The 26,716-nt window shown below is 37.5% G+C and carries 17 protein-coding genes; 12 read left to right on the top strand and 5 right to left on the bottom strand.

Translation table 11 applies throughout. The features are described from left to right. From B5440_RS04930 to B5440_RS04920, 3 genes are all read right to left on the bottom strand, one after another. A partial coding sequence (locus tag B5440_RS04930; RefSeq protein ID WP_079711075.1) for a transposase occupies nucleotides 1–270 on the bottom strand: 270 nt, incomplete at its 3' end. 51 nt (nucleotides 271–321) lie between these two features. Next, entirely contained in the window at nucleotides 322–2,442 is a 2,121-nt protein-coding gene (locus B5440_RS04925; protein ID WP_079711074.1) for a Tex family protein, read from the bottom strand. A 65-nt stretch (nucleotides 2,443–2,507) separates the two neighbouring features. Next, on the bottom strand, nucleotides 2,508–3,473 hold the full coding sequence (locus tag B5440_RS04920; RefSeq protein ID WP_070055224.1) for an App1 family protein: 966 nt from the start codon (nucleotides 3,471–3,473) through the stop codon (nucleotides 2,508–2,510). A 67-nt stretch (nucleotides 3,474–3,540) separates the two neighbouring features. Between B5440_RS04920 and B5440_RS04915 the strand changes: the two genes are divergently transcribed. The 7 genes from B5440_RS04915 (at nucleotide 3,541) to B5440_RS04885 (ending at nucleotide 18,420) form a co-directional block, all read left to right on the top strand. Continuing rightward, nucleotides 3,541–4,425 (top strand): diacylglycerol/lipid kinase family protein, encoded by an 885-nt coding sequence (locus tag B5440_RS04915; RefSeq protein ID WP_070055223.1) that lies wholly within the window; start codon nucleotides 3,541–3,543, stop codon nucleotides 4,423–4,425. Nucleotides 4,426–4,705: 280 nt separating this feature from the next. Then, nucleotides 4,706–7,798 carry a SusC/RagA family TonB-linked outer membrane protein gene (locus B5440_RS04910; protein WP_070055222.1) on the top strand — a complete coding sequence of 1,031 codons (3,093 nt, stop codon included), beginning with the start codon at nucleotides 4,706–4,708 and terminating at the stop codon, nucleotides 7,796–7,798. Between the two features lie 28 nt (nucleotides 7,799–7,826). Next, complete coding sequence (locus B5440_RS04905) at nucleotides 7,827–9,413, top strand: RagB/SusD family nutrient uptake outer membrane protein (protein WP_079711077.1); 1,587 nt, start codon at nucleotides 7,827–7,829, stop codon at nucleotides 9,411–9,413. A gap of 140 nt (nucleotides 9,414–9,553) precedes the next feature. Further along, on the top strand, nucleotides 9,554–12,928 hold the full coding sequence (locus B5440_RS04900) for a VCBS repeat-containing protein (protein WP_070055234.1): 3,375 nt from the start codon (nucleotides 9,554–9,556) through the stop codon (nucleotides 12,926–12,928). Next, the gene (locus B5440_RS04895; RefSeq protein WP_070055220.1) at nucleotides 12,912–16,178 is read left to right on the top strand and encodes a VCBS repeat-containing protein; all 3,267 of its coding nucleotides are present in this window, start codon (nucleotides 12,912–12,914) and stop codon (nucleotides 16,176–16,178) included. The genes B5440_RS04900 and B5440_RS04895 overlap by 17 nt, the downstream gene beginning before the upstream one ends. Further along, entirely contained in the window at nucleotides 16,179–17,513 is a 1,335-nt protein-coding gene (locus B5440_RS04890; protein ID WP_070055219.1) for a vanadium-dependent haloperoxidase, read from the top strand. Between the two features lie 4 nt (nucleotides 17,514–17,517). Continuing rightward, on the top strand, nucleotides 17,518–18,420 hold the full coding sequence (locus B5440_RS04885) for a GyrI-like domain-containing protein (RefSeq protein WP_070055218.1): 903 nt from the start codon (nucleotides 17,518–17,520) through the stop codon (nucleotides 18,418–18,420). 112 nt (nucleotides 18,421–18,532) lie between these two features. Here the strand turns inward: B5440_RS04885 and B5440_RS04880 are convergent, their stop codons facing one another. Then, nucleotides 18,533–19,177, bottom strand: a complete 645-nt coding sequence (locus B5440_RS04880) for a gluconate 2-dehydrogenase subunit 3 family protein (RefSeq protein WP_070055217.1) — start codon at nucleotides 19,175–19,177, stop codon at nucleotides 18,533–18,535. Between the two features lie 10 nt (nucleotides 19,178–19,187). Further along, a complete protein-coding gene (locus B5440_RS04875) occupies nucleotides 19,188–20,891 on the bottom strand; it encodes a GMC oxidoreductase (protein ID WP_070055216.1) in 1,704 nt (567 codons plus the stop codon). 147 nt (nucleotides 20,892–21,038) lie between these two features. On the opposite strand from B5440_RS04875, the gene B5440_RS04870 reads away from it, so the two are divergent. From B5440_RS04870 to B5440_RS04850, 5 genes are all read left to right on the top strand, one after another. After that, nucleotides 21,039–22,052 (top strand): sugar phosphate isomerase/epimerase family protein, encoded by a 1,014-nt coding sequence (locus B5440_RS04870; protein ID WP_070055215.1) that lies wholly within the window; start codon nucleotides 21,039–21,041, stop codon nucleotides 22,050–22,052. 18 nt (nucleotides 22,053–22,070) lie between these two features. Beyond that, nucleotides 22,071–23,306 (top strand): nucleoside permease, encoded by a 1,236-nt coding sequence (locus B5440_RS04865; RefSeq protein WP_070055214.1) that lies wholly within the window; start codon nucleotides 22,071–22,073, stop codon nucleotides 23,304–23,306. A 22-nt stretch (nucleotides 23,307–23,328) separates the two neighbouring features. Continuing rightward, nucleotides 23,329–24,468, top strand: coding sequence for a Gfo/Idh/MocA family protein (locus B5440_RS04860; protein WP_070055213.1), 1,140 nt, complete (start codon nucleotides 23,329–23,331; stop codon nucleotides 24,466–24,468). 12 nt (nucleotides 24,469–24,480) lie between these two features. After that, a complete protein-coding gene (locus tag B5440_RS04855) occupies nucleotides 24,481–25,536 on the top strand; it encodes a sugar phosphate isomerase/epimerase family protein (protein WP_070055212.1) in 1,056 nt (351 codons plus the stop codon). A 196-nt stretch (nucleotides 25,537–25,732) separates the two neighbouring features. Further along, nucleotides 25,733–26,491 carry a DUF1080 domain-containing protein gene (locus B5440_RS04850; protein ID WP_070055211.1) on the top strand — a complete coding sequence of 253 codons (759 nt, stop codon included), beginning with the start codon at nucleotides 25,733–25,735 and terminating at the stop codon, nucleotides 26,489–26,491. Nucleotides 26,492–26,716: the final 225 nt, after the last annotated feature.

The following is a 26,716-nucleotide window of genomic DNA, read 5'->3' as shown; positions in this document are numbered from 1 at the left end:
CGGTTCAAAACTGCTTTGACGATCTTCAGGGGTCTCAATATCAAAGGAACCAAAGCCACTTTTAAGCTTTTTCTTTCCTTTGCCATTACGCTTATTCCCCTTGGCACGCTCATCACTATCCAGATGGGAGTCCATTTCTGCCTGAAGGGCTTTCTCAATTACGTTCTTTAGCATCGGTGCAAAGGCTCCGTCTGCACCAAAAAGGCTTTTGCCTGACATAAACTGGTCAAGCACCTTTTTCTCGAATTCCTGTTGTTCTTTTGTTGTCATAATTCTGTCTGATTGAAATTAATAAATAATTCTATTCAGACAGAGTTTATTTTACACCCTCAGCTGAACACGCTTTTTCTCTTCGTCTACCGAGAGGACAGTAACTTCCAGTTCCTGGTTTAATTTTACCACGGTATTTACATCGCTCACAAATTCATTGGCGAGTTTAGAGATATGTATAAGTCCGCTTTCTTTAATTCCTATATCCACAAAACAGCCAAAATTGGTTATGTTGTTTACTATACCCGGTAGTTTCATCCCCGGTTTAAGATCGGCTATGCTTTTTACGGAAGGATCAAAATTAAAAGGCTTTTTCTTCGCCCTGGGATCGGCACCCGGCTTTTTTAATTCTTCCAGAATATCTTTTAAACTGGGTAAACCTAAATCTCCAGATATATAATCTTCAGGATTAATTTTCTCCAGAATTTGTTTGTTCCCAATAAGCGCTTCGGGTTTTAGGCCATTATTTTTAGCCATTTTTTCGACTATAAAATAACTTTCAGGATGAACAGCAGAATTATCTAAAGGGTTTTCAGCATTTCTAATTCTTAAAAACCCGGCAGATTGCTCAAAAGCCTTGGCCCCAAGTCTTGACACTTTCAGCAATTCTTTTCGGCTTATAAATCGTTCATTTTCTTTTCTATAATCTAAAATATTTTGTGCTAATCCCGGACCTATTCCGGAAACATAAGAAAGTAATTCCTTACTCGCGGTATTTAGGTTAACCCCAATTTTATTCACACATCTCATGACCACCACATCTAACTTTTCCTTTAATTTAACCTGGTCTACTTCGTGTTGGTACTGCCCTACTCCTATAGATTTAGGATCTATTTTTACCAATTCTGCAAGAGGATCACTTAATCTTCGTCCTATGGAAACAGCTCCACGCACAGTGACATCATAATTAGGAAACTCTTCCCTGGCAATCTTAGAGGCCGAATATACCGATGCACCAGCTTCATTAACCGTAAAAACCGAAACTTCTTTTGGCAAATACACTTTCTTAATGAATTCTTCCGTTTCCCTGGCAGCAGTTCCGTTTCCTATTGCAATGGCTTCAATTTTATAAGCGTTTACCAGACTTTTAATTTTTGCTGAAGCCGCCTCTGTCTTCCGCTGTGGTGGGTGAGGAAATATGGCTTCGTTATACAAAAGGTTTCCCTGTTCATCTAAGCAAACCATTTTACAGCCAGATTTAAAACCCGGGTCTATGGCAAGAATACGTTTACTGCCTAATGGCGCTTCCATTAACAATTGCTCCAGGTTAGAAGCAAAAACCGCGATTGCATCTTCATCAGCTTTTTCTTTAGCTTCCCCTAGGAATTCGGTGGCAAATGATTTCTTTAACAACCTGGTAAAGGCATCTTCAATAGAGATTTTTATATATTTTATTCCGGAAAAACCCGGATTCTTAATTACTGATTTTTCAATAAGCTGTAATGCTTCATTTTTATCAACTTCCAGCTTCACTTTTATAATCCCTAGTTTTTCGGCACGGTGAATTGCCAGAAATCTATGCGAAGGAATTCTATTTAGCGACTCTTCCCATTTTTCGAACTGAGTGAATTTTGAAGCTTCAGGATGTTCCTCTTCAGTTTTTACCCACTTTGTACTTAATTGCGCTTTACGAGTATATAATCTTCTTAGCGAATTTCTAACGTAAGTGTTCTCATTTATCCATTCAGCAATAATATGGCCTGCGCCGGTAAAAGCTTCAGCCCTGGTTTTTACTTTTTCAGAAAGAAATTGCTTGGCAGATTGCTCGATATTTTGAGCGTTTTGTGCCATCAAAATTTTAGCAAGTGGCTCTAACCCGGCTTCACGTGCTGTATCTGCTTTTGTTTTTCGCTTCTTTTTATAGGGTAAATAAAGATCCTCAACTTCGGTTAAAGTTGTGGCTTTTTCAATTTTTTCAACTAAAACATCGGTCAATGCATCCTGCTCCTTTATTGATTTAAGAACTGCAGCTTTCCGCTTTTCCAGTTCATTAAAAGTTGTAAGCAATTGCGCAATCTTTTCCACAGCAACTTCATCTAAATTTCCTGTAGCTTCTTTTCGGTATCGGGAAATAAAAGGAATTGTAGCATCGGCCTCTAGAAGTGCGATAGTATTTTGTATGCTTTTGGCGGATAATTGCGCGCGGGATTGTATATAGTCCTGTACTTTCAAATAATGGGGTTTCAGGTTAAGTAATTCTTCGACTTAAATTTCAGTAAATATAGGGTTCAGAAATCTTAAATAATCCCTTCTTCACGTGAATGTTCTATGGCCTTATGGCTATGTTTGAAGTAACAAATGCTAACGCCAAGACTTTCAATGTTTTTTAGAATTGTAGTTATTTCAGATTTTTTCTTTTTACCCGTTTGCCTTATATAAACCGCTTTTAAACTCTTCGGAAAAATCTTGCAGATGCGTTCGTAAATATCGGCGTCTTTTTGGGAATCGTCTCCAATTAGTACATAAGGGATATTTGGGTAGAACGAAATTATATCTTTAATCTTTTCAAATTTATGATCGTGGCTTCCACGACCGGTAAAGAGAAAATCTGAAATTCTAGTTTTAATTTTTTTAAGTTTTATTACCGCTTTTGGTAACTCATGCATTTTAGCAAATTCGTTAATAAACTCGTATAAATTCCATTCGCTACTGGAAACATAGAAAAAGCTGTTTGAAGCATGTTCAGAATCCTGCCCGGCGCGGCTTAGATGTTTATAATGTTCTACTACATCGTCAAATGCCTTACGTTTGTTGATGTTTTTAGAGAGCATCACGTAAAGTTTTTTAAAAACGCTGTTGCTGTGGGAAATTAAAAATGTATCGTCAATATCTGAAATGATTCCGTATTTAGAAGGATGTGGCTTTAAGAATTCACCCTTTTCTATCATTCCAAAATCTTTAATTTTGCAACTCACTTCATATTCGTGCCAACCACTTTTTAATTCTTCAGAAAAAGGAATGGAAAACCTAAAATAACCATCATCTAAAGTTTTAGTCGTAACCTCAATGTTTTTAAACTTTAACGTGATTTCCCTGTTTTTTAATGGACTAATGCGAAACATGTGAATAATGGCCACAGCATGTTTAAGTCCGCTTCTATCCATTCTATATTTATCTGGCGCCCAGGATTTAAACAAATGCCCGTATACATTAAGTTCCTGGTCATTAACATAACCACGATAAAGTTTTAGATCTAATTTCAAAATTTTAGATTTTTATTGAATTTTTCTTATCCCAAAATAATTAAATTTAAGAACATTTTGAAGCTATATGAAAGAAATACAGAAGGTTTTACTTATTGTAAATCCCATTTCGGGAGATATTAATAAAGAAAATATCATTCAAAACGTTGAAGCAGAGGTAAGAAAGATTAATGCCGAGTTAACTACCTACAGAACTACGGGTGAGAATGATCGGAAAAAAATTCAAAATCTGGTTGATGAGCGTGCTTTTGATCGCATTTTAATAGCCGGTGGGGATGGAACTATAAAACTGGTTGCCGAAGCATTAATAAATAATAAAATTCCAATTGCTATAATACCGGCTGGTTCAGCAAACGGGCTTGCGATTAATTTAGGAATCCCGAAAAATCTAAAGGAACAAATAAACATTGCCCTTGGTAATTCTATAACGCTAATGGATATGCTGGAAATAAATGGTGAGCTTTGTTTGCACATTGGGGACCTTGGGCTAAATGCCGAATTAATTAAAAACTACGAACATTCCAGGATTAGAGGAAAAATGGGATATCTTCTTCAGTCTATCCCTACACTTTGGTATAGCAAATATCCTTTTGAGTTTGAAGTTAGACTGGAAAATAGAAGTTTTAATAAACAGGGAATTCTTTTGGCCTTTGCCAACGCTAAAAAATATGGAACCGGCGCTAATGTAAATCCTAAAGGAAAAATTGATGACGGAATTTTTGAAATCCTTTTATTTAAAAATTTTGATACGCTGGAGATTCTAAAAACTCTTCGTAACGAAACCGACGTGAACTCTGAATTTGTGGAGATAATTCCTGTTAAAGAAGCTAAGGTTTTCTGTAAAAAGCCGGTTGCTTTCCAGATTGACGGAGAGTATCTTGGAGAAAAAGAAGAGATTTCTGTCAAAATTTCTCCCAAAAAACTACCAATAATGACATCAAAACAACCTTAAGTTAAATATTTATTAACAAAATCTGAAAAATACGTAATTCATAAGATACAAGGCATTTATTAATTAATTATGTCACTGAATTTCAGTACCTTAATTCCCTGTAAGAATTTATTAATATAAATATTATCTTATCGAAAAGTTGAATTTTAACAGTCGATGTTAAGGCTTTTATAAATGCGAAAACGTTTGCGCTTAATATGCTGTTTATAATTAGCATAATTTTTTACTAATTTAGGACTTCAACTTAATGGTTTAATTAATCAACTGTAAAATTAAATTTATGAAACATGGATTACTCAAAATCGGTTTGTTTCTAAGTGCTATTTTCTGCTTTGGATTTACCCAGGCGCAGGAAACAGTAACGGGAACAGTAACCGATGGGGAAATGCCTCTGCCAGGAGTGAACGTTGTTGTTAAAGGAACTTCTAATGGTACCGTTACAGATTTTGACGGTAACTATTCCTTAAACAATGTTCCAACAGATGGGGTATTGGTATTTAGCTTTGTAGGCTATGCCCAGCAAGAAATTCCGGTAAACGGAAGAACAACAATTGATGCAACAATGGCAGAAGATGCCGCTGCGTTGAGTGAGGTTGTAGTTATTGGTTATGGAAATGTACAAAAACGGGATGCCACGGGTGCAGTTGCGACTGTTTCCGCAGAGGATTTTAACCGTGGAGTTGTTGCTTCACCTGAAGAATTGATTCAGGGTAGAACCGCAGGTTTACAAGTAACTACAACTAGTGGAGAACCAGGAGCCGGAGTAAACATCCGGATTAGAGGTACAACTTCTGTACGAGGTGGAAATGATCCTTTATTTGTAGTAGATGGAGTGCCATTATCTGGTACTAACGTGGCCGCCGGTGGTTCTAATGCTGGTTTTGGAGATAGCTCCCCTAAAAACCCGCTTAACTTTCTTAACCCTCAGGATATTGAAAGCATGAGTGTGTTAAAAGATGCTTCTGCAACTGCAATCTACGGTTCACGTGGTGCGAACGGGGTGGTTATTATTACTACCAAATCTGGTAGAGGTTCGCAAAGCCGTATTGATTACAGCACAAACCTTGGAATTGCTACACCAGCAAACAGATATGATTTACTTGATCGCGAAGAATGGCTTGAAGCTTACGGCGCAATTGGTGGAGATGTTAATTCTGTTGATGAAGGAGCAGATACAGACTGGCAGGATGAAATCACCAGAACTGCATTTACCCAGGAACACAACCTTTCTTATTCAAATTCTTACCAGCAGGGAAATTATCGAGTTTCTTTAGGATATTCTGATCTTATGGGGATTGTAGAGAATTCAGAAATGGAAAGACTTTCAGGTAGATTAAATATTAATCATCGATTATTTGATGATAAATTAAATTTAACCTTACAAACTGGTATATCGCGAGTAAATGATAAGCGAGCTCCTATTTCAAACAATGCCGGATTCCAGGGAGATTTACTGGGAGCTGCATACAGAGCTAATCCTACATTACCTGCAAATCCAGACCCAGCACCCGAAGATTTCACGGGACAAATTATTCCTACGTCCCTATTAAAATATACTGAAGATGAAACTGAAACCGATAGGTTTATTTTAAATGCATCTGCAGAATATGATATCATGGAAAACTTATCGGCTAAGGCAAATGTAGGTTACGATAAGGCTGAATCTTATAGAGGTTTTGCAATTTCTGGAGATATCCAGGGCATTCAAAGCGCTGTACCCGGTAACGGTAGATCTCAAATTAATGAGATTGAAAGTACCAATACACTTTTTGAATTCACTGTAAACTATGATAAAGACTTTGAAAACTCTAAGTTCGATGCTTTAGTAGGATATTCTTATCAGGAGTTTGAACGCCGCGGAACCGATGTTGGTGGCTGGGGATTCCAGGATATGAACATGGGAGCAATGATCAACGACTTGCAAAGCAGCAGAGATGCTATTGAGAATTCTATTCAGGGATCTTACCAACAATATGGTTTTGATGAAAACGGTTTATTTGTTAACCGCCTTTTTCCTGAAATAGCAACCGATAGACCTGATGCTCCATCTGGAGTAAATGTTGCCGCTCTTGCAGGCGATACTTTCTACACAGTAGACGAACTTCAGTCTTTCTTTGGTAGATTAAATTATAGCGTAGCAGAAAAATATTTATTCACTGCTACTTTAAGAGCCGATGGTTCTACAAGATTTGGTGGAAATAATAAATATGGTTTCTTCCCATCTGGTGCTTTCGCATGGCAAATGGCTGAAGAAGATTTTATACCTGACACGTTTTCAACCTTAAAACTAAGATTAGGATATGGAGTTACAGGAAACCAGGAAATTCCTTACAACCTTTACACTTCTCGTGAAAGATTTGGAGGTGTTGGTGTAGGTGATAACGGAATTGTAAACATTCCAGGAACAGGACAAGTTACCTTTAGAAATGAAGACCTTCAATGGGAAACAACTTCTCAAACTAACATAGGTCTTGATTTTGGCTTTATGCAAGACCGCTTAAGTGGTTCGCTTGATGTATATTATAAAGAGACTACAGATCTTCTTTTCCAAACCTTTTCTGCACAACCTGCAGCACAAGATTTTGTTTGGGAGAATCTAGATGCTAACGTAGTAAATAAAGGTATTGAGTTTAGTCTTGATTACGACCTGTTTAACGACGAAGATTTTTATTGGAATTTAGGTTTCAACATTTCTTATAACGACAACATGGTCGAAGATTTTGATGGTAGCGTACAAACCGGTGGAATTAACGGCCAGGGTTTAACAAATGCTTATGCTCAACTATTAGCAGGAGGACAACCTCTTTTCTCTTATTACCTACGTGAGTTTGGTGGTTTTGATGAGAACGGACAAACAATTTATCCTAATGGAGATGTGCAAACCTTTACCGGAAAAAGTGCTTTACCAACAACCAACCTTGGTATTTCTACCAGAGTTGAGTACAAGAACTGGGATCTTTCTACTTTCTTAACAGGACAGTTTGGTTTTTATGTGTACAATAACACAGAGAACGCTTTCTTTACTGCAGGAGCTCTTAATTCAGGATCAAACGTTACCCGTAATGTAATTGGTAATGGTGAGGCTGCTAATAACGCACCAGATGTTTCAACACGTTTCCTTGAAAAAGGAGATTTCTTGAGATTACAAAATGCTACTTTAGGATATAATTTTGATATAAATGAAGATAGTTTCCTTAAATCTTTAAGAATAAGTGCAACGGGACAAAATTTATTTCTTATCACAGATTATAGTGGTTTAGATCCAGAAGTGAACACAGATAAATCCTTAAATGGTATTCCTACCGCAGGTATTGAATACACCACTTATCCAAGGGCTACAACTGTGACCTTAGGTTTAAATGTATCATTCTAAATAAAAAATTATTATGAAAATTAATTTAATGAAATCCACGATTGTTCTGGGAGTACTGCTGGGAGTATCAGCATGTACAGACCTGGAACTCGAGGAAACAGATTCTATCTTTCGTGAAGATACGGGAGAAGGATTTTCTGGAGTAGGAGATGTATCCTCTGCTCTGGTTAACAACTACAATAACTTGCGAGGCCAACTAGATACCCAGGAAAACCTTTTTGCATTACAGGAAGTTTCTTCTGATGAAATGTTGGTACCTACAAGAGGAACCGACTGGGGTGACAATGGACTTTGGAGAACTTTGCACCAGCATACCTGGGATGCAAACCACCAGTTTGTACTTAACACCTGGAACAATAATAACCGGAATGTATTTAACTTATCTGAGATTATTGCTCCAGAAAGTAATGCAAATCCTCAGCAATTAGCCGAAGCAAAATTTCTTCGCGCTTTTAGTATGTATTGGGTAATGGACTTATATGGCCAGGTTCCTTTTAGAGAAGTAGATGAAGGACCTTCTGTAAATCCTCGTGTTATGCAAAGATCAGAAGCTTTTGATTTTATTCTTCAGGATTTAACCGAAGCTATGCCAGACCTGCCAAGTACAGGACCAGGACCAGATGCTAAGTTTGCTTCTAAAGCGGCGGCTCATTACCTACTGGCAAAATTGTATCTCAATAAACATATATATACAGGTACCGGTTCAGCCGCTACTGAAGATATGAACCAGGTAATAAATCACGTTGATGCTATAGCCGCTGAAGGTTTTGGTTTACAAAGTGGTTTCTTCGAACTCTTTACACCAGCAGTAGATTCTGAAACTATATTTTTTACAGAAACCGGTGTAGGTTCTAGAATGTGGAACGGTCTTCATTACTTCCAAACTACTCCAGATAATTCAGGAGGTGGATGGAATGGATTCTCTACTCTAGCGGAATTTTATGATCTATTTGAAGGAGATGATGATAATAATCATCCTGGCGCTAATCAGGAAGAAAGAAGAGGTTATGTGCCATTCGAAGGAACATCTCCTACAACTTCTGAAGGTTATTTCGCTGGACGAAAGGATGAAGATGGCGATGGTTTTGTAGATGGATCAGATATCGGACTTGGTTTTCTGTATGGTCAACAATACAATCTGGATGGATCTGAAACGGAAGACCGTGGAGGAAACCCTCTATTTTTCACCAAAGAAATGCCAGGTTTGCTAGGTAATAGTGAAAGTACTGGGATAAGGGTTTTAAAATATCACCCATCAAATGGAGCTTTTGCCGGCCACATGATTTTGTTCAGGTATGCCGATGCTCATCTTATGAAAGCAGAAGCCGTAATGAGAGGTGGAAGTGCAGATGCATCAGCACTTGATATGGTTAATGAGTTAAGAGAACTAAGACAGGCTTCTCCTTTAGGATCATTAACCGACCAGGATATGTTGGATGAAAGAGGTAGAGAATTGTATATCGAATTGTGGAGAAGGCAGGATCTTATTAGATTTGGCCAGTTCAATACAGCCTGGGAGTTTAAAGAAGCCAAAGGCGAATTTGTTAACCTATTCCCTATTCCATCAGTTGCACTTACTTCTAATCCTAACTTAGTACAGAACGAAGGTTATTAATAACTTGAATTAGTTTTATAAAAGAGGCTATCAATGCATTGCATTTTTAGTCTCTTTTCTTTTTTATACACCTAAACTTTTCTTAAAATTTGCTTAAATTGCTAGGCGTAAAAGCCCATATCAAAACCTGCATTAGCTTAATGAAATTGAACCTCCACTTCCCTACCTCTACGACTTTCATTTTAATTCTTATTAACTTGATTTTTATTTCTTGTTCAGACGATAAGCAGGAAAAAGAACTACAAGAAAAAGAGGAAAATAAAGATGCTTTATTTACTAAAATGAAATCTGACGAAACAGGAATAGATTTTGAAAATACTATTACCAATACTAAAGAATTCAACATCTTTAGGTATCGAAATTTCTATAATGGAGCCGGTGTAGGTATTGGTGACATCAATAACGATGGTCTCCCGGATATTTATCTAACCTCAAATCTTGGTAAAAACAAACTTTACCTGAATAAAGGCGATTTTAAATTTGAAGATATTACTGAAAGCTCAGGCACAGCAGGAACAAAAAATTGGAGTACCGGTGTAAGCCTTGTAGACATTAATCACGACGGTCTTCTAGATATCTATGTTAGCAATGCCGGAAATATCGAAGGGGCCGATCGTAAAAATGAACTTTTTATAAATAACGGAGATCTAACCTTTACTGAAGACGCCTCTTCCTATAACTTAGATGAAAACGGATTTACCACCCACGCCGCTTTCTTTGATTATGACGGTGACGGGGATCTTGATGTATATATTCTCAACAATAGTTTTATCCCGGTTTCCAGCCTTAGTTTTAATAACAAGCGAGATCTTAGAAGTGAAGACTGGGATCTACCGGAGATCTTTAAAGGCGGTGGTGATAAATTACTACGCAACGATGATGGGAAATTTACCGATGTTAGTGAAGAAGCAGGAATTTACGGAAGCTTAATAGGTTTCGGACTTGGAGTTACCGTAGGTGATGTAAACAACGATCAATTACCCGACCTCTATATTTCTAACGATTTTTATGAGCGGGATTACCTTTATATAAATAACGGCGATGGCACTTTTAATGAAGACATTAAAAACCGGGTTTCACATCTTAGTCTTTCTTCTATGGGTGCAGATATGGCCGACATTAACAACGATGCTCGCCCAGAAATATTTGTGACCGATATGCTTCCGGAAAGCGATAAACGCCTTAAAGAAACTACAGATTTTGAGCGATTTGATATCTATAAACTTAAAGAAAGCAGGGATTTTTATCACCAGTTTATGCAGAACACCCTACAGCTCAATACCGGGGAAAATTCGTTCTCTGAAATCGCATTTCAAAGTGGTGTTGCACAAACAGACTGGAGTTGGGGTGCCCTAATTTTTGATATGGATAATGACGGCTTCAAAGATATTTATGTGAGCAATGGTATCTACCATGACCTTACTAACCAGGATTTTATGGATTTCTTTGCCAACGATATTCTTCAGGAAATGGTCCTTACCGGTAAGAAAAAAGAATTTGACTCCATTCTAAGTGAAATGCCTAGCAATCCTATTCCTAATTATGCCTTTCAGAATAATCAAGACCTAACATTTGATAATAAAACTAAAGATTGGGGCCTAAATGAACCCAGCTTCTCTAACGGCTCTGCTTATGCTGATCTGGATAACGATGGCGATCTGGACCTCGTGGTAAACAATGTAAACCAGGAAATCTTTATTTTTAAAAATAGATCTACAGAAAAATTGGGGAATAATTATTTAAAATTAAATCTCCGAGGTAATGACAAAAACACATTTGCTATTGGCAGCAAGGCACTCCTCTACCTCAATAATCAGGTGATTTCTCAGGAATTAATTCCTACTCGAGGTTTTCAATCTTCAATAGATTACAGCCTAACATTTGGCCTGGGGAAAGCAAAAAAAATAGATTCCCTCAGAATTATCTGGCCAGATAGATCAACACAACTCGTTGAAAATCCTAAGATCAATACCACTTTAGAATTTAATCAGGCTGAAGCTAATTCAACCTATAAGCCACAGCAAAATAATATAAAACCCATATTTTCTGAAGTAAAGGCAAACTTTAAAGCGCACACAGAGAATAACTATATAGATTACGATTACGAAGGGCTCATCTCAAAAATGCTGTCCCGGGAAGGTCCTGCATTAGCTGTGGCAGATGTTAATGGAGATGGTAACGAAGACTTATACTTAGGAGGCGCAAAAAGCCAGGCAGGAGTTCTTTATTTACAGAATAATTCAGGAAACTTCAGCGAAAAAAATCTTGAAGTTTTTAGCTCAAATTCAAGTTTTGAAGACACCTATGCTGTTTTTGCTGATGTAAATGGCGATAATAAACCAGACCTGATAGTAGGTTCTGGTGGGAATGAAGCAAACGTAGATAAAGAAGTATTTCGCAATATAATTTATATAAATCAGGGAAATGGAAATTTCAGGGCTTCAGAATACCAACTACCTAATTCTGCACAAAATACTTCTGTAATCGCGCCTCACGATTTTGATGATGATGGCGATACCGATCTATTTATAGGAACCAGAAGCGTTCCGGGAATTTTTGGAATTAACCCAAAACATCAATTATTAGAAAATGATGGAAAAGGAAGTTTTAAAGATGTAACCGATGGGAAAGCTTATATTCTTAATGATCTGGGAATGATAACCGATGCTTCCTGGAGCGATACTAATAGTGATGATAAAAAAGATCTCGTGCTAACCGGCGACTGGATGGCACCTAAAATTCTTCTAAACAATGGAAATTCTTTTAAACTTGACGAAAATAACCTGAACGAAATTTCCGGAGCCTGGACAGCTCTTTCGGTTTTCGATATAAATAAAGATGAAAACCCTGATTTTATTTTAGGAAATCGAGGGACCAACTCGTTTTATCAAACTTCAGCCGAAAACCCGGTTAAAGTTTATATTAACGATTTTGACAATAATGGCACTATAGAGCAAATTTTCACCAGAAATATAGATGGCAAAGATGTTCCAATTCATTTAAGACGGGAACTGGCCGGCCAAATTTCAGCAATAAAAAAGCAGAATTTAAAATTTTCAGAATATGCCACAAAATCTATTCAAGAGCTCTTTTCTACTGAAATTGTTGAAAATTCCATCGTAAAAGAAATAACAACATTTAATAGTCTTTTGGCCTTAAGCGATTCTAAAGGAAATTATGAATTTAAAGAACTCCCCGCAGAAGCACAATTTTCCAGCATTCATGCGATAGAGCATTTAACCACTAAGAATGGAAATAACTATTTCTTGCTTGCCGGAAACGATTTTGACTTAAAACCCCAATTTTCCCGGTTGGACGCAAATAAAGGTCTTCTGCTTAAAATTGGTAAAAACGGAGCTATGGAAATTATTCCAGCAGAAAAATCAGGATTCTCCATTGATGGCGAAGTAAAGTATATCAGGAAAATTTCAAATAAAAATGGAGAAATTTTAATTCTAGTAGCCATAAATAATCAGGAACCAAAAATCTTTAAGTTCGATGAAAAAGCCCTTTAGCCTGATAATTTTAATGATCTTTTTCGCTTCCTGTGAAAAAGAAAAAACACCTGAGGATTTTCTCTTTGAAAAACTTCCGGCAGAAACTACAGGCTTAAATTTTAGCAACGAGCTTACGGAAACCAACGCGCTTAATATTTTAGATTATTTATACTTCTACAATGGCGGCGGTGTAGCCGTTGGAGATATTGATAACAATGGGCTACCCGATATTTACCTTACCGGAAACCAGGTGAAAAACAAGCTTTTTCTCAATAAGGGAAATATGCAGTTTGAAGATATTACAGAAAAGGCTGGCGTGGCAGGAAATTCAGACTGGAATACCGGAGTAGTTATGGCTGATGTTAACGGCGATGGTTTTCTGGATATTTATGTATGCGCCGTCTCTGGAATCAACGGTTTAAATGGAAAAAACGAATTATTCATCAATAACGGTGATGGTACATTTACTGAAAAAGCCGAAGAATTCGGGTTAGATTTTAGGAATTATTCTTCTACCGCTGCTTTTTTCGATTTTGATAACGATGGCGATTTGGATATGTATCTCCTAAACCATGCCGTACACACTGTAAATACTTATGGCCCGGCTGATATTCGCAATAAGCGGATTGCAGAAAGTGGAGATAAACTTTTAAGAAATGACGACGGAAAATTTACAGATATAAGTGAAGAAGCCGGCATTTATGGAGGTGCAAATGGTTATGGGCTGGGCCTCGCTACCGCTGATTTTAATAATGATGGCTTTACGGATATTTATGTAAGTAATGATTTTCATGAAGACGACTATTATTATTTAAATAACGGCGACGGTACCTTTACCGAAACGCTAAAATCTAAATTTGGGCATGTGAGTCGGTTTTCAATGGGAAATGATGCGGCCGATGTGAATAATGATGGTTTTATAGATATGATGACGCTGGATATGCTTCCGGAAGATGAAAAAGTTTTAAAAGCATCTGTAGGTGACGATCCCAGAGACCTGGATAAACTAAAAACCGAAGAACTTGGATATCATAACCAGTATACCAGGAATATGCTCCATATTAACCAACGCGGTGAATATTTCCAGGAAACCGGACTTTTAAATGGCGTAGCAGCAACAGATTGGAGTTGGGCTCCCCTGTTCGCCGATTTTGATCAGGATGGATTTCAGGATCTTTTTATTGCAACCGGGATTCCAAAACGCCCTAACGATTTGGATTATATTAAATATGTTTCCAGTAACCAGATCCGTAATAAAATAAATAATACTCGCCTGGTAGATAACGAAGCCCTGGATAGGATGCCATCGGGAAAGGTGCACAATTATGTCTTTAAAGGTTCGGAAGACCTTGATTTTAAAGATCAATCGGGCAAATGGATTACGCGCGATTCTGTGATCTCTACGGGAATCGCTTATGCCGATCTAGACAATGACGGCGATTTGGATGTTGTGAGTAATAATATTGATGCTAATGCGAGTATTTACGAAAACCAATCTGATTCCACTTCGGCTTACTTACAATTATCATTTAAGCTGAAAAATAAAAATACATTCGGGATTGGCACAAAAGCAATCGCCTGGCAGGATGGCAAAATGCAAACCCGTCAGCTCTATAATTCTAAGGGATTTCAATCTTCTTCAGAACCTATTATTCATTTCGGATTTCAGAAGAATAAGAAATTAGATTCCCTCTTAATTATTTGGCCAGACAATACATTTCAGAAACAAACAGGAGTTGTTCTAAATCAGCATTTAGAAATAAGTCCAGGTCAGAATCTTGAAAAGATCAACTATAAAAAACTTTTTCCTGCTCCAAAGCCCTGGTTTGAGAAAATAGATTCTTTACCGGGTATTAATTTCAACCACCGGGAAAACAGGTACACAGATTTTGATCGCCAAAAATTGATTCCTTATCAAATTTCCGATCGCGGCCCAGCGGTTGCAGTTGGAGATTTAAACGCTGATGGTTTGGATGATATTTACTTCGGAAATTCAAAATTTGACTCGGCAGAAATCTATTTTCAACAGAAGAATTCCTTTATAAAGCAGGATCTAAAATTATTGAAGGCAGATGAAAAAACCGAAAACACCTCGGCAGTTATTGCGAATTTAAACAAGGATAGCAGCAATGAACTTTTTGTTACTTCAGGCGGTGGTGAATTCTATGGCGAGGCTGATGCTTTACTGGATAGACTTTATGCCTTTGAAAATGGAGAACTTACGGCTAAAGAATTGCCTGAATATTTCGAAAATACTTCAGTAGCGAAATTAAGTGATATTGATGGCGATGGGGACCTGGATGTTTTTGTAGGCGGAGCGGCAGTTTCTAACGATTTTGGAAAACTTCCATCCTCCTATTTGCTTATAAATGAAGACGGAAATTTTAAGATTCAGAAGAATCCAGAATTAGAAAACTTAGGAATGGTAACTGACGCCATTTGGACCGATTTTGATCAAGATGGCCAGGAAGATCTTATTGTAATTGGCGAATGGATGTCACCGCAATTTTTCAGAAATAGCAATGGGAAATTAGAGAATATTTCAGGAAAAATCCTGGATAAAAAACTAAACGGCCTTTGGCAAAGCATCGTTCCGTTTGATATAAATGACGACGGGCAAATGGATTATTTGCTAGGAAATTGGGGGCTGAACACCAAATTCCCTGCTTCAGCAGAGTTTCCGTTAAAAATGTATTATTCAGATTTTGACAATAACGGAAGTACAGAAACAATTGTGGCTTATGCAAAAAATGAAAAGTATTATCCTGCAAATGGGCTGGATGAATTGGTTGGGCAACTTTCCTATTTACGTAAGAAATTCCCAGCTTATAAGGATTTTGCCGGAAAAACCATTGAAAATATTTTTGAAAAAGAGGCTTTAGAAAAAGCTAACTTACTGGAAGTACACACAATGGCTTCCGGATATTTGCTAAATCAGGATGGAAAGTTTACTTTTAAAGCGTTTAAAAATGCGTTGCAAACTGCACCTATTTTGGCATTTTTAAAAGCAGATTTTAATAAGGATAATCAGGAAGAAGTATTAGTTGCCGGGAATTATTTTGGAGTAACACCTTATCACGGCAGGTTTGATGCCCTGGCAGGAAATATTATTACGAAAAATGGCGAAATTCTGGAGGGTGTTGAGATTGGTTTAAATTTGACGCAAAAAAGTGTAAGAAGCCTTGATATTGTGTCTTTCAGTGGTAATAATTATCTTATGGTAAGTCTGAATAACGGTAAACCAGAATTTTATAAATTAAAGGATTAAATGAGGAAATTTCTTTATATAATTATTTGTACTGTTGTTTTAAGTTCCTGTACTAAGGAAGAAAAACCTATTGTGATTTCTGCTGAAAATTATCATCAAACTGTTGATAAGATCACAGATATTATGGTGCATGATATTTTTTCACCTCCGGTAGCCAGCCGAATATACGCTTATTCCAACCTGGCCGCCTACCAAATTATACGACAGGAGAACAAAGATTTAATTGATCTAACTTCAAATTTTAAGGAACTACAACCAATTCCAAAAGCCGATTCTACAGCTAAAATAAATTTTAAAGTTGCAGCACTGGTTGCCCAAATGGAGATAGGAAAAAAATTAATATTTTCTGAAGAATTCCTAACTTCCTATCGTGACAGTCTTTACACTAATTGGAAAAAAACGAATGAGGAGGAATTCAATACCTCGAAATCTTATGGGCTGGAAGTTGCGCAACATCTTTCTAAATGGATAGATAAAGATAATTATAAAGAAACGCGTACTATGCCTAAATACTCCGTGTATAGTGACGACCCGGGTCGTTGGCAGCCTACGCCGCCTTCCTATATGGATGGGATTGAGCCACACTGGCCAAAAATAAGACCTTTTACCCTGGATTCTGCTTCCCAATTTAAACCAGCACCTCACCCCGATTTCTCTTTAGAAGAAGGCACGGCATTCTATGATGAACTTATTGAAGTTTATGAAATAAACAAAAAAATGGAGAAAGAGGGAGATGAAGCTGAAGAGGTTAAAATTGCTCAATTCTGGGATTGCAACCCTTATGTTTCTACTCAACGTGGTCATCTAATGTTTGCTACAAAAAAGATAACTCCCGGAGGCCACTGGATGGGTATTTGCAAAATAGCCTCAAAAAAAGTCGATCTTGATTTCGCTCAGAGTTCTTACGCATACACGGCCACAGCTATCGCACTTGCTGACGGATTTATAAGTTGCTGGGAGGAAAAATACAGTAGCAACCTGGTAAGACCAGAAACTTTAATTAATAAATACGTAGATGAAAATTGGAAACCTGTTTTACAAACTCCTCCATTCCCGGAGTATTCCAGTGGTCATTCTGTTGTATCAGGGGCAGCTTCCATAGTGCTTACTAAAATTTTTGGGGAAGAATTTAGTTTTGAAGACGATACTGAAGTAAAATATGGCTTACCGGTAAGATCTTTTAAATCTTTCTCTCACGCCGCCAGCGAGGCTGCCGTAAGTAGATTGTATGGCGGTATACACTATCGTGCTGCTATAGAAAACGGCCTTGTTCAAGGGAAAAATTTGGGCAACCACGTCGTAAAAGACCTCAACCTACAACCTCTCACCTACTAAGTAAATGTCAAAAAAAAATTGGCTGTTCATCCTTATAGGTATACCTGTACTTTTTTTGCTCTGGTATTTTGCAATTAAGGATAGAGATTATGCAATTCATTTTGAAACTAAAGCAATACCCGGCGAAATAGCCTATAGGCTGGATGTCCCTCGTTTTGATAATTTGGAGATTAAGAACACAACGATTGGAGCTGACTTTTCTAAAGTATTACAAAACGCAAAATTAGGTGAGGAGTCCTACGACCTTAACTGGATCATTAGCAAAAAGAATGATTCTATTCATAAGGTAAAAGTGAATGTTAAGAATCAAAACCATTCCTTTAAGGATCGCTTTTTATTGCTAACAGGGCAAAACGATTTCCAACAGGAAATGAAAGAAGAAATACAGTTTTTTAAAGAAGCCCTCAATGCTAATCTCAAACTATATTCTGTAAAAATTAAAGGAAAAACCTCTTCTCCTGAAAATATTTGTGCTTGCATAGATGCTGAAAGCAGCGTTGAGCAGAAAGCTTTTGAGATGATGAAAACCATAGATATATTATCTGGTTATATCCTGAACAATGAACTAGAAACACGCGGCAGGCCCAGAATACTAATTGATTCATGGGATCAAACCACTAAACAAATCAGTTTTAATTTCTGTTTTCCTATTGTAAAAATGGGATCATATCCGGCACATCCTATTATTAAGATTAAAAATATTCCTGCGGAAAAAACCTTAAAAGCCAGTTATTACGGAAATTATATGTTTTCCCATTACGCCTGGATGCATCTAATAGATTATGCAGAAAAAAATAATATTGCAGTGAAAACTGAGAATATCCTGGAGGTTTTTCAGAATAATCCTCAAATGGGAGGGGATGAATCGCAATGGCAGGCAGATATATACCTTCCTATTGCCGAATAAGAACACAAAGAAAAACACGCTAAACTCTGATTTTAAAAATCAAAAAACCCTCACAGAATGAAACTGTGAGGGCTTAATTATTCAGTAATGCGATTTAAGTTTTAAATAATGATTAAAGAGACATAGCTTTACCTCCACCTAATTCATCTACTGGTCCGCAAGGAATATACTCCCCGGGAACCGGATCATACCACATTACATTTTCACCGATCTCTTCACTGGTTTTATATGCCCATATTCCCATATTGCGTACCTCCTGTAAATAAGCCAGGGAACCGGCATCTGCATCTAAAGTAACTTTTAGATCTCTATCCTGTGGATCTTGAGTTTCGGTATTTCGTTTCGCAATCTCATCCATTTCAGCAGGAGTAGCCTTTAAGTATTTGGCCACCATTTGGTCATATTCTTCAGGACTTCCTTCTCCTTCTTCTTTATCAAATTCATTCTTAAATGCTCTTGAAAATGCATCTGCAGATTGTTTGAATTTATCCTGTCTTTCCTTAGAAGCTACTTCTTGCATATAGGAATCTATAAATTCAGCAATATTTAGGTCTTCGGCTCCGGGAGTTTCAGTTTTGGGAATAATTACCTCTAAAATCTGTTTTAACGCAAAACCATTAGATGCACTTAAAAATGTAGGTTCCCAGTTATAGGTAGGATCATTTTTACAGCTTTGTAAAAGGTTTAAGGTAGTTGGGCCTACGATAATGGCCCCAGCTCCAAGTCCTATGTTTCTTAATGCCTGTCTTCTGTTCATAATTCTAATTTTAGGCGTTAGATTTTTTGAAATTTTTAGAAGCGTGATCTGCTGCTCTTGCCGTCATAGCCATATAGGTTAAAGATGGATTTTGACAACCAGCAGAGGTCATAAACGAACCATCGGTAACATATACATTAGGAGCTGCGTGCACCTGGTTATTACCATTTAAAACCGATGTTTTTGGATCTCTACCCATTCGGGCTGTTCCCATTTCGTGAATTCCCAGACCCGGAGCACCCAAATAATCGTAAGGTTTAATATCTTTAAAACCACCTTTCTCCAGCATTTCTACAGCCTGGTCTACCATATCCTTTCTCATTTTAAGCTCGTTTTCTTTGAACTCAGCATCAAAAGTTACGGTTGGAAGGCCCCATTCGTCTGTTTTATTATAATCCAGAGTCATTTTATTTTCGTGATAAGGCAAGGTTTCACCAAAGCCCATTAGGCCCATAGTCCATCCTCCAGGCTTCACTATAGCTTCTTTTAGTTCTTTACCATAAGATGCTTCAGCAATAGTTTCGCTCCAGTCTCCACGACCGGCACCGCCCTGGTAACCATATCCACGTTTAAAGTCAAGATTATCGCCATCTTTTAAGTTTCTAAATCGAGGCAAATAAATTCCGTTTGGTTTTCGACCTTTATAATATTTATCCTCAAAGCCATCGTACTTAGCTGAAGCTCCTGCACGAAAATGATGGTCCATTACATTATGTCCTAATTCCCCACTATCGTTCCCCATTCCGTTCTCAAATCTATCAGATTTTGATTGCATAAGGATACTTGTAGAAGCAATGGCAGAAGCACAAAGGAAAATCACATTTGCTTTAAATTCTATTTCCTCTTTAGTTTCCGCATCAATGATTTTTACACCGGTAGCTAATTTGGTTTCAGGATCGTAAACTACTTCGTGAACTACAGAATTTGGTCTTAAAGTCATATTACCTGTACGCTCGGCTGCAGGTAAGGTAGAAGAATTACTGCTAAAATAGCCTCCGTAAGGACACCCGCGAATACATCTATTTCTAAACTGACAATTTGAACGGCCTTCAAATTCCTTATCTCCTGTAAGATGTGCAACTCTTCCGGCAGTTAGCACTCGCCCATCAGTAAAGTTTTCGGCCATGCTTTTTTTAAGATGATCTTCCACACAATTTAAAGGCATATGCGGTAGAAACTTTCCATCAGGCAATTGGCTTAAACCAAGATTCTCACCACTTACTCCAATAAAAGATTCTACATAATCATACCAGGGAGCGATATCTTTATAGCGAATTGGCCAATCTACACCGTGACCATCGTTCTTATTTGCAGCAAAATCCAGATCACTTAAGCGGTAGCTATGTCTTCCCCACATTATAGATCTTCCACCTACGTGGTAACCACGCATCCAGTCAAATCTTTTAGTTTCATTATAGGGATGTTTAATATCGTCTACAAACCAATGCGCACTTGCTTTATTCGTAGTATAACCTGTACGGGATTGTTTTTGCTGACGTTTCTCCTCTTCCCTTGTTAGTTGTCCCTTAAACTTATAATCCCAGGGATCATCGTTCATTGTAGGATAATCTTCAATATGTTTTACCATACGCCCACGTTCTAGAACCAGTGTTTTGAATCCTTTCTCACTAAGCTCTTTTGCGGCCCAACCGCCGCTAATTCCTGTACCTACGACTATAGCATCATAAGTGTCATTTTCATAATAATTGCTCACTGTCTTGTAGTTAATTAATAATTTAGTTAATCGAATCCTTCCAAATATATAAATTTAAGGTTATAATTTTGCTTCTTTAAAAAAAAGTATACTTTTAAGATTCTAAAATATCAGTAACAACACATTCCAGTAACTAAAATTCACTTTATGAAAATTACACCGACCAAAATTTTCTCCCTTTCACTCATACTTTTTTTATTCCTCGGAATCTATTCCTGTAAAGACCAAAAATCAGAAAAAGAAAATACTGATATATCTGAAACTAAAACCGAGGCAGATGCAGAGCCGTTCTTTAAACTTTCTCTTGCCCAATGGTCGCTTAACAGGCCTATTTTCGCCGGGGAGTTAGATCCTATGGATTTTGCTGAAAAAGCAAACGAAATGGGTTTTGAAGGTATTGAATATGTTAGCGCTTTTTATGCTGAAAAAATTAAAAAAGCAGAAAACCCGGAAGAAGCAATGCAGAAGGTTCTGGATACTTTAAAAGCTAAAAGTGAAGAATTTAATGTAGAGAATGTTTTAATTATGATAGATGGGGAAGGGGAATTAGCCAGCCCTGACAAAGCTGAACGTGAAGAAGCCGTTGAAAATCATAAAAAATGGGTAGATGCCGCCAGTTTTCTGGGAGCTCACTCTATACGTGTAAATCTTTTTGGAAGTGAAGAGCCGGAGGAGTGGAAAACTTCGGCTACCGAAGGTTTAAAAGCTCTTAGTGAATATGCAGCTGAAAAAAATGTAAATGTTCTTGTAGAAAATCACGGTTACCTTTCTTCCAACGCTGAATTACTGGTAGAAGTAATTAAAGATGTAAATATGGAAAACTGTGGTACCCTTCCCGACTTTGGAAATTTCTGTCTTAAAAGAGAAGGTGGAGAACGCTGGGAAGCAAAGTGTATTGAAGAGTATCCAAAATACCAGGGTATAAAAGAAATGATGCCTTATGCAAAAGCCGTAAGCGCAAAATCTTACGCTTTTAATGAAGAAGGCGAAGAAACTACACTAGATTATAAAAGAATCCTTAAAATTGTACAGGATGCGGGTTATACCGGTTTTGTGGGTGTAGAATATGAAGGTGAGAATTTATCGGCAGAAGAAGGTATTGAAGCAACCAAAGAACTTTTAATAGAAGTTGGCAGCGAGCTAAACACTAATAATAACTAAGAGAAGCTAGAGTAGATAATGAAAAGTTTAACCAGATTTCAACTATCAACCATGATGTTCCTCGAATTCTTTATTTGGGGCGGATGGTTTGTAACTTTAGGAACATTTTTAGGGCAAAATTTAAGTGCTACCGGTGCCCAAACCGGGATGGCTTTTTCAACACAATCCTGGGGAGCAATTATCGCTCCCTTTCTTATTGGTCTCATTGCCGACCGCTTTTTTAATGCCGAACGAATTTTAGGATTTCTTCATCTCGTAGGAGCGGTTTTACTTTATATGATGTTTCAATCAGAAGATTTTACTAATTTCTATCCTTTCGTTTTAGGCTATATGATTCTTTATATGCCTACCCTGGCATTGGTAAATTCAATTTCCTTTTACCAAATGACAGATCCTTCTAAACAGTTTTCCAGCATCAGGGTTTTTGGAACACTGGGATGGATTGTTTCAGGAGTGGTAATTAGCCTGGTATTTGGATGGGATTCTGCTATGGCGCGAGAAGAAGGAATGCTTAAATATACGTTTTTAATGGCTGCGGCTGCTTCTGCAGTCTTAGGATTATTTAGTTTTACCTTACCTAAAACCCCGCCAAGCAGTAAAGGAGAAAAAGTAACCTTATCTGATATTTTAGGTCTGGAAGCGCTTGCTTTACTTAAAGGAAGAAACTTTTTGATGTTCTTTATTTCATCGGTTTTAATTTGTATTCCATTAGCTTTTTACTATCAAAATGCCAACCCGTTTCTTTCTGAAGTTGGAATGGAAGATCCTACTTTTATGATGTCTATAGGGCAAATCTCTGAAGCATTATTCCTCTTATTACTTCCTTTCTTTTTTAAGAAATTCGGTTTTAAAATTACTTTATTAGCCGGTATGTTAGCCTGGGTACTTCGGTATTTACTATTTGCTTATGGCAACGCCGGCGAATTAGTTTATATGCTAATTCTGGGAATTGCACTTCACGGAATTTGTTACGACTTTTTCTTTGTTTCCGGGCAAATCTATACCGATTCTAAAGCGGGACCAAAAATTAAGAGTGCGGCACAGGGCTTAATTACTCTCGCCACTTATGGGGTGGGAATGTTAATTGGTTTCTGGGTAGCAGGACAAATTAGTGACCTCTATTTAAACGCAGATGGTACACACAACTGGCAACAAATATGGATAGTTCCGGCAGGTTTTGCCTTTGTGGTAATGATAATATTTGCTATTTTCTTCAAAAATGAAGATATCGCGAAAAAGGATATTGAAATATAACCAAGCAAAAGATTAAAAAATTATGGGTAAAAAGATAAAATTAGGAGTATTAGGCGGTGGCGGCGATTCCCTTATCGGGATCTTACACCGCGTGGCCTCTTCTATGTTCGATAAATTTGAATTTGTTGGTGGGGTTTTTAATCCCAACCATGAAGAGAGTAAAAAATTCGCTCAGGAATTAGGGATTGGTACCGATAGGGTTTATAAAGACCTGGACCATTTAATTGCTGAAGAAGCAAAATTGCCGGAAGATGAGCGCATAAAAGTTGTTTCTATACTTACGCCAAACTTCCTGCATTTCCCTATGGCAAAGCAGCTTTTGGAAAATGGCTTTAACGTGATTTGTGAAAAACCAATGACCACTTCTTACGAAGAAGCTAAAATTCTTGAAGATACCCTCAATAAATCTAAAACCATCTTTGCGGTAACTTATACTTATACCGGTTACCCAATGATTCGCCAAATGAAAGAAATGATCGCGGCGGGCGAGATTGGTGAAATTCAAAAAATAGACGTGCAATATTACCAGGGATGGATAAATCCTATTATTCACGATAAAGATGAAAGAAACAGTATTTGGCGTCTTGATCCTGAAAAAGGAGGAATCAGCTGTTGTATTGGTGATATTGGTACGCATGCTTTTGATATGATAGAATATGTTTCAGGTTTGGAAGTAAAGGAACTTTTAGCAGATCTAAATTATGTGTATTCAGATAATAAAATGGATGTGGACGGTACTGTGTTGCTTCGTTTTTCAGAATATGTAAAAGGAGTACTTAGATCCAGCCAGATCGCTACCGGAGAGGAAAATAATTTTGCCGTTAAGATCTACGGAAAAAAAGCCGGCCTAAAATGGGAGCAGGAAAATCCGAATTACCTTTATAAGCTAGAAGACGGGCAACCGCTTAAAGTTTTAAAACCCGGGCATGAATATAATTCGGCACTTTCTTTAGACGGAACAAAATTGCCTCCAGGACATCCGGAAGGGATTTTCGATTCTATGGGAAATATCTATAAAGGAGTTGCAAAAGCAATTAATGGTGAAAAATATCATCCCGCAGAATTCCCAACAATGAAAGACGGTATACGCGGAATGAACTTTATTGAGAAAGTTGTAGCCTCTCACGCCAAAGGAAATGTTTGGATAAAATTAGACGCATAAAATTTTAACAAGATGAAAACAGTAAAAGGACCTGCGGTTTATTTAGCACAATTTATGGATTCTAAAGCGCCATTCAACAGTTTGGATGGGTTGTGCAAATGGGCAGCAGATTTAGGATATAAAGGAATTCAAATCCCAACCTGGGAGTCGGCTTTAATAGATTTAAAAAAAGCCGGTGAAAGTAAAGATTACTGCCAGGAGATTAAAGGAAAAGTAGAATCTTACGGGTTAGAAGTTACTGAGCTTTGCACGCATCTGCAAGGTCAACTTGTTGCAGTGCATTCAGCTTACGATACCATGTTCGATAATTTCGCGCCAGATGAAGTTAAAGGCAATCCAAAAGCGAGAACCGAATGGGCCGTGGACCAAATGAAAAGTGCAGCCCGCGCCAGCCGGCATTTTGGCTTAGACGTACACGGTACTTTTAGCGGCTCACTGCTTTGGCATACCGCACATCCCTGGCCACAAAGGCCGGAAGGTCTTGTTGAAATGGGGTTCCAGGAACTCGCAAAACGCTGGACTCCTATTTTAAACGAATTTGACGAACAAGGTGTAGATGTTTGCTACGAAGTTCACCCAGGAGAAGATCTTCATGATGGCGTAACTTTTGAACGTTTTCTGGAAGCAACCAATAACCATAAACGAGTAAATTTATTGTATGACCCCAGCCACTTCGTGCTACAACAATTAGACTATATTTCCTATATAGATCACTACCACGAATTCATAAAAATGTTCCACGTAAAAGATGCCGAATTTAATCCTACCGGAAAAAAAGGTTCTTTTGGCGGTTATGGAGACTGGATAGATCGCGCCGGGCGTTATAGACATCCCGGAGACGGCCAGGTAGATTTTAAAACTATATTTTCTAAATTAACCGAATACGGTTGCGATGTTTGGGCAGTTCTGGAATGGGAATGCTGTATTAAATCTCCAGACCAGGGAGCCCGTGAAGGCGCACCTTTTATCCAAAGTCATATTATTGAAGCTACCGAAAAGAAATTTGATGATTTTGCCGGTAGTGAAATAGACGAACAAAAATTAAAACGAATCTTAGGAATTAATTAATATATTTAGATTAACCTAATTCGGAGCAAGCTCACGAAGCATTATTATTAAAAAATACAATTTGATTTCGAGGAAAGCCTCGAAGCATTCAATCTCGATTATCGAGTAAAACCAGCAAAATGCTGGACGTAAGATCACGATTAAATTAATAATTACACGTGATAAATTCCCGCTAAAGGGTAAAAATCAAAAGTAAATGAAGAAAAATATTTTAATTTTAGTAACGGCTGCAGTAATAGCTTCCGCCTGTAAATCTGATAAAAAAGAAAATAAGGCAGAGGAAGCCAGTACTGCTCAAGATACTACCGCAATGGCCAGTAACGAAGATAATTGGAACAAACTATTTAACGGCGAAAACCTTGAAGGTTGGAAAGCATTTAACGCCGATTCAATTTCAGACCAATGGCAGGTAAAAGATGGTGTTATTGCTTTTACTCCGGCGGAAGGTGAACGTGAAAGTACAGAAAACCTTATTTCAGAAAACACCTATACTAATTTTGAACTTTCCCTGGAGTGGAAAATTTCAGAAGGAGGAAACAGCGGAATTATGTGGGGAGTTCAGGAAAGTGAAGAGTTTTCTGAACCTTATTTAACCGGGCCTGAAATTCAAATTTTAGATAATAAATTACATCCAGATGCTAAAAACGGTGAAGTTAGACAGGCCGGCGCACTTTACGATATGATGCCGCCAAGCGAAGATAAAACCCGTAATGCCGGCGAATGGAACAAAACGGTAATACGAATTAATCATAAAACCAATAAAGGTTCAGTTCGTTTAAATGGAACTCTAATCAACGAATTCCCGGTTCACGGAGAAGAATGGAGTAAATTGGTAGAAAACTCGAAGTTTAAAGATTGGGAAGATTTCGGAAAAAGTAGAGAAGGCCATATTGCATTGCAAGACCACAGTGACAAAGTATGGTTTAGAAATATTAAAATAAAGGAGTTGCAATAAACCTGATCCAAATTTTATAAAAAAGCTGATTAAAAATTAGGGGATATCGTCAAAATATTTTCTGATCTTTTAATCGGCTTTTTTGTTTTGGCACTTGCGCTAAACAATTTGTACATTTAATAAAATACCTCGCGGCAAGTCCATGAAGCATTAAATGGAAAGATTTTTAGATTTCGAGGCAAGTCTCGGAAAATTAAACCTCGATTATCGAGTAAAAGTTAAGCT

Source organism: Salegentibacter salarius (assembly GCF_900168265.1).
Taxonomy (GTDB): Bacteria; Bacteroidota; Bacteroidia; order Flavobacteriales; family Flavobacteriaceae; genus Salegentibacter; species Salegentibacter salarius.
Note: the sequence above shows the minus strand (reverse complement) of the source record. Positions and strands in the feature narration are given on the sequence as shown.